This is a genomic window from Brevibacillus sp. FIR094 (assembly GCF_050477165.1).
Taxonomy (GTDB): domain Bacteria; phylum Bacillota; class Bacilli; order Brevibacillales; family Brevibacillaceae; genus Brevibacillus.
This window is the reverse complement of record NZ_JBEAES010000071.1, coordinates 1-5,032: the sequence shown is the minus strand read 5'-3', so window position 1 is coordinate 5,032 and position 5,032 is coordinate 1. Positions and strand designations below refer to the sequence as shown.

Here is a 5,032-nt window from a genome sequence, read left to right as displayed (position 1 = left end):
TTCTATTTCAAGGGGTTTATATGAAAACATTAAAAGAGATCAGGAACGAAAAAAACGTTACCCAAGAACAAGTTGCTAGAGCAGTAGAAATAACAGCAAAACAATACTACAACATTGAGAAAGGAGTAAGCATGCCTAAAGTAAAAATCGCCCTAAAGATATGCAGATACTTGAACGTTGATATAAATACAGTATCTGACTGGCAACCATAAAAAAGCACACGCTCACTCTCATTAATTTGTATACGACATATCGAAGCAGCTTGCCCCGATCCACAAGGTTCCTCCACAGAACTGTATACAGAATTTGACCTGGTTATAGACTACCGGCTTTCATTCTGTATACAGTATCCGCGTTTCCGGATCTCCTTCAGCTCATTTTTTGTATACAACCTACTCATGACTGCCACCCTTTTTCAAACCATAATCAGCATGCGCAACCATTAACAGTTGACGAAGCCAAGCAGATTGTTTCGTACCAGTAATACGTACAGTACGATCAATATCAGCCCACATCCAATCAGGCAACGTAAGACTTACCTTGCGCGTCTCACCTATCGACGGTCTGCCGCCCTTCTTCCTTTTAAGCTCTTCTTCTAGTTCCTTTATCCGTTTTTCGTACATTTCAATTTGTGCATCTTTTTCCAATAAGGCATCATTTTCTGTTTTGGTTCCATTATTAGAATTAGTAACCTTTTCTATCAAAGTTACATTTTCTATTTTTGACTCATTTTCTATAGATGAACCATTTTCTATTTTAGTTCCTTCACTATTCTCGTTTTGGTAGTATTCTTCAAGCATTTTATCAATAGTTTCACTATTTTCCTTCGACACCTTATCGTAGGCTTTTTTATAAACTTCTTCCGGAAATCCATCAGATTTATCTAATGTTATCAAGCCTTCTTTAATTTCATAAGAAACGATAAACCCTGTTTTTTTGAAACGAAAATTAACAACACCTCTTACTGTTTCCATGTCCGACAACCTCCTTTTTGGTTACTTTTATTATACAGAATATTCAACCAAAACTCAATTAGTAACCATATTTTTTTAGGGACTTTTTAATTTTGGTTACCTTTATTTATTTGATTTATTTTATTAAAGTTCCTTTATAGTTTCAGTCCATCTATTCACCTCGAAAACATCGTGTATAATCTTCTGCACAATTCGATACACAAGGGAATTCCTCCCTTACTTTCTAACGTTTATAGCCAGCATAAAAAAAGAAACCCAAAATAAAAAGTAACCATTTTTAGACTTATGTTTTGGTTACCTTTATATTTATAGGAATCATTTACTTTGATTTTTACTCATTGTCCGGCAAATCAGGAACTATCCAGTTTCCAAAAATAGACCTTTCTAAAGAAATAGCCACATTTGGATTTGTACTCTGAATCACATAGATAGGGTCTCTATTAGGATCAGAACAACAAGCCTTCGTCACCTCAAAAGTAAAGGCAGAAACTGGATCGTATCTAAAAAAAACGTCTCTACGAATAGCCAACTCAGGAGAGTATGAAATCAAAAACGGAACCATAAGAATAATCGAAAAAACTATCACTATTCGCTTACTAATCAAAAAAACCTCCACTATAAAAGAATGATTTCCCGCAATTTTTTTGCGTGGTGACATGCACCTTGAACCCAGTCCACAAGCGATCTCATACCGTCTTGATATGTATTTTGTGCCCCCGTGTTACTGGATGAGGGCACATCGGAATTTTGATTATTTCCCGAGGCATTCACTTATCATTCAAATCATCATCCCATGGATCACCCTCGTCAAAATCGTCCCATAGATCAACTTCACCCGAAATAGACTTTTCATTTACAACAAGTTCGATAAAATCCCATTCCTTTGATTTTAAAAACTCAATAAATTCACGAGATATTTCACTTTTAGTAACCTCAGAATTTGTTTCAACATACGCTCTAATCTCAAATGATTTCCTCAAATAAAAAACCCCCTACGGTCGAATTTTAAAAACCAGATCAGCAAAGAAATAACGATCGCCTGTTTTTATCCATCCTCCGTGGGGGCTGCTAGCCTATTCCTCTTATACGGGGTTTATTTTTTATATATTTAAGGCTATACTCGTCTTAAGAAATATCTTTGCAACGTGAATAGTACCAAGGTATTCACTGGTGTAGGAGCCAGCGCATACCCATCGTCGTTTAATCTAAGCGACAGATGTTATTTTGTATGTCCCTTTGATCCGTGAGCGCGGTCAGGGGACTTTTTATTTTCTAGATCGTAGCCATCTAAGTAATCTTCGTGAAAAATTTCATATGCTGACTCAAAACCATTTTGCTCGACCATCCGTAAGAATTCCCCCCTCTTCTCCAGCCTTAGAATCCATTTCCAAGTATCGTAATCAATCTCGCCTAGCAAATCTGCTTGTTCTGTCTTCTCCTGCGCTAAATCTTCATCCGATTTTTCCTCAATCAAGAACCGATCTTTCAATCCTTTGCTCCAGGTAAGTTGCCTCTTTGATTTGGTTGCATGTGCATACTCTTCAAAAAGTCTCAAATATTTTTCATCTTCAATCTCTACATACATTCGCAAAAAATCAAACGGTGTTAAACCTCCATTACGACCCTTCTTAGAATGACTTTTGGTAACCTCTTCTTCCAGACCCCATTTACTTACATAACCGTCCGCTTTTTTACCATCTTCAAACTTCGCACCATACTGCTCTTGTGTAGTCAGATCATTAGCCTTACAAGCCAATAACCAAAGATCAAAAAACACTTGCTCAATCTCTTTCAAAACAACCTTGTTCTCATACAGATAAAGAATATGTACATGGGGATGGAAACCATTAATACCATAGGTAATCTCCATAGAACGAATCGTACCAATCAATCCTAGCTTGTCCATCAAAAGCTTGTAACGTTTACCAGAACGTAACCTCTCGATAGCCTTCTGAAAACGAACAATGGTATCACTCAACTTGTCATCGAACTTATGACTAAAGGTCAACGTCAACATGGCCACTCGACCACCCTCTTGTTTGAAGTAACCCAAGGCCTGCTTCAGCTCTGTTCTCCTGCGCTCCGAAATCTTAGCAGCACAGACCGGACACGTCCAAAGACTCCCACATACAGTCAGTCCACCATAGAAACACTTCTCAGTCTTTAAATGCTTCCAGACATGTGCGTTTTGAGAAGGTAATCTACGCCGAAAGCACTTCGCTACCCTCTCTTTAGGAATAGCTTTTCTAGCGACTGACTGTAAGAGGTAACGCTCTATTCTTTTATCCTCTTTACCGTCCAAAATTTTTCACCTTTTTTCCGCAAAAAGTCAGTCGTACCAATGGTTCACCTATATTTTAGGGTGACGGCGATTTCGTTATATATACCAAGGGGGCTGCGCCCCAAATTCTAACCCCTTCCACGAGGGCGCGAATAATCTCCTGAACCTGCCCAACAATGGACACCGCGACGATCCAGACCAGCTCCATCACCTAAAAGTAAAATGGCACCGGCTCGTGCAAGCACTCCCCTATTGTGCTTCGCACCTCAACATCCAGAAGAACGCGATGCGCTACACACACCCGCCTCAGCAGTCCAATGTGTAATAGGATTGATCAGACCCAATCTCTTGTAATCACGAATGCCTATCAGAAGCATGTTCGCGGTATCAACGCAATCTGGACAACCACACGTGTCTCCACCACATTCGCAAACACCCTCATTTGTTTCATGAACAGGATTCAACCTCAAACAGTCCTGGCATAAGGCGACCAATTCCATAATTACACCACCTTGTTTATATACTGAACGCGCTACAACCGAACACAGAACGCGCTACCTCTCTTCTGGTAACTTCATTCCTTCCAACATGGCTTCTTTCATTAAGCCACTAAATAAATTTGAGAAAGCCTGATTTTCAAAAAGCTTGTCCACCTTACCTTCGCTGGCCATTTTATCGATAACCCTATCCTTCAAGTCGTAATTGTTGTCGAGCCATTGACCGAGGATATATGCCACAAGAGAATTCAAGGACATTCCATAACGCTCCGACATTTCTTTCAAACGTTCAGCATTTCGATCATTAAGTTGCAGATGGATTTTCTTTTTACTAACTTCCGACATTTACCATCACCTCACCAAAAATATACCATTTTGGTACTTTAATGGTCAATGAAAAAGTTTTATAAAATATGATAGCCCCTCAATAATTGAGAGGCGTCATCAGAACGATTTAAAGCACATTAATAGACGTTTTTAGAAATGACCCTTACTTTTATAGCTAAATAACATCCAAACGCAAATTTGCCCATTTGTAGCTCGTCTGAAAGGGTGTGTGACATTACCCGGTAGATGGAAAGTATTAATTCTCCAAAAGTAAGGGTGTCTCCAGTGTTTGCCCTGCGGTCCCCAAGAGGGAACCGCAGGGAACCCCCACAGGTTGCCTTCATGGATAAATAGCTGCAAAAGCAGAAAAGGTCGTCAATCACATTGTGTGATCAACAACCTTCCTTTTGGAGAATTACATAGATTCGTCCTTATCTGCTATCAAACTCGGCTATAACTGCACTTAGAAATATTTTACTAGAAATTTTTTTACTTTTCAAGACTCACTCCATAGATAGGGAAAATCGCTTTGATTTGATTGATAAAGGTAAAACATGAAACGGAGAGGAAATAGAAAAATCCAAAGAGGTTACAATTGGCGGACAGAACCTAAAGCTATTATCAAATCTTCTACATCAGCAAGAGAAAGATAAATTGTTTCCCTATCTCCTTCTACAACCTCAGAAACCTGAATTCCTTCGTCCAAAACAAGAAAGTCAACAGTACGTTCCAAAACAAAGACCCTCCTACTTGTTTAATACGAATAGAAAAGGTCACAATCCAGCTATAAACTAGAAGTGACCTTTATCATTGATGACTTGAAACGACCAATCAAGCCATCCGCAAAAGAGAAGAATGCCGCCAAGACAGGTTACTAGAATTATATTACTAGAAAATTTTCTATTTCAAGGGGTTTATATGAAAACATTAAAAGAGATCAGGAACGAAAAAAA

The 5,032-nt window shown here is 38.8% G+C and carries 6 protein-coding genes; 1 reads left to right on the top strand and 5 read right to left on the bottom strand.

Annotation, left to right across the window (positions count from 1 at the left end; translation table 11 throughout):
• Positions 1–212, top strand: a 212-nt coding sequence (locus ACQ5DJ_RS29720) for a helix-turn-helix transcriptional regulator (RefSeq protein ID WP_429845595.1), incomplete at its 5' end; no start/stop codon positions are given.
• A gap of 180 nt (positions 213–392) precedes the next feature.
• Here the strand turns inward: ACQ5DJ_RS29720 and ACQ5DJ_RS29715 are convergent.
• The 5 genes from ACQ5DJ_RS29715 to ACQ5DJ_RS29695 all read right to left on the bottom strand — a co-directional run bounded on the left by ACQ5DJ_RS29715 (position 393) and on the right by ACQ5DJ_RS29695 (position 4,812).
• Positions 393–974 carry a hypothetical protein gene (locus ACQ5DJ_RS29715; protein ID WP_429845594.1) on the bottom strand — a complete coding sequence of 194 codons (582 nt, stop codon included), beginning with the start codon at positions 972–974 and terminating at the stop codon, positions 393–395.
• Between the two features lie 767 nt (positions 975–1,741).
• Entirely contained in the window at positions 1,742–1,954 is a 213-nt protein-coding gene (locus ACQ5DJ_RS29710) for a hypothetical protein (RefSeq protein WP_429845593.1), read from the bottom strand.
• Positions 1,955–2,193: 239 nt separating this feature from the next.
• Positions 2,194–3,276, bottom strand: a complete 1,083-nt coding sequence (locus tag ACQ5DJ_RS29705) for a protein rep (protein ID WP_429845592.1) — start codon at positions 3,274–3,276, stop codon at positions 2,194–2,196.
• Positions 3,277–3,809: 533 nt separating this feature from the next.
• Positions 3,810–4,097, bottom strand: coding sequence for a hypothetical protein (locus ACQ5DJ_RS29700; RefSeq protein ID WP_429845591.1), 288 nt, complete (start codon positions 4,095–4,097; stop codon positions 3,810–3,812).
• A gap of 571 nt (positions 4,098–4,668) precedes the next feature.
• Positions 4,669–4,812: a hypothetical protein gene (locus ACQ5DJ_RS29695; RefSeq protein ID WP_429845590.1), complete on the bottom strand. Its 144-nt coding sequence runs from the start codon at positions 4,810–4,812 to the stop codon at positions 4,669–4,671.
• Positions 4,813–5,032 lie beyond the last annotated feature (220 nt).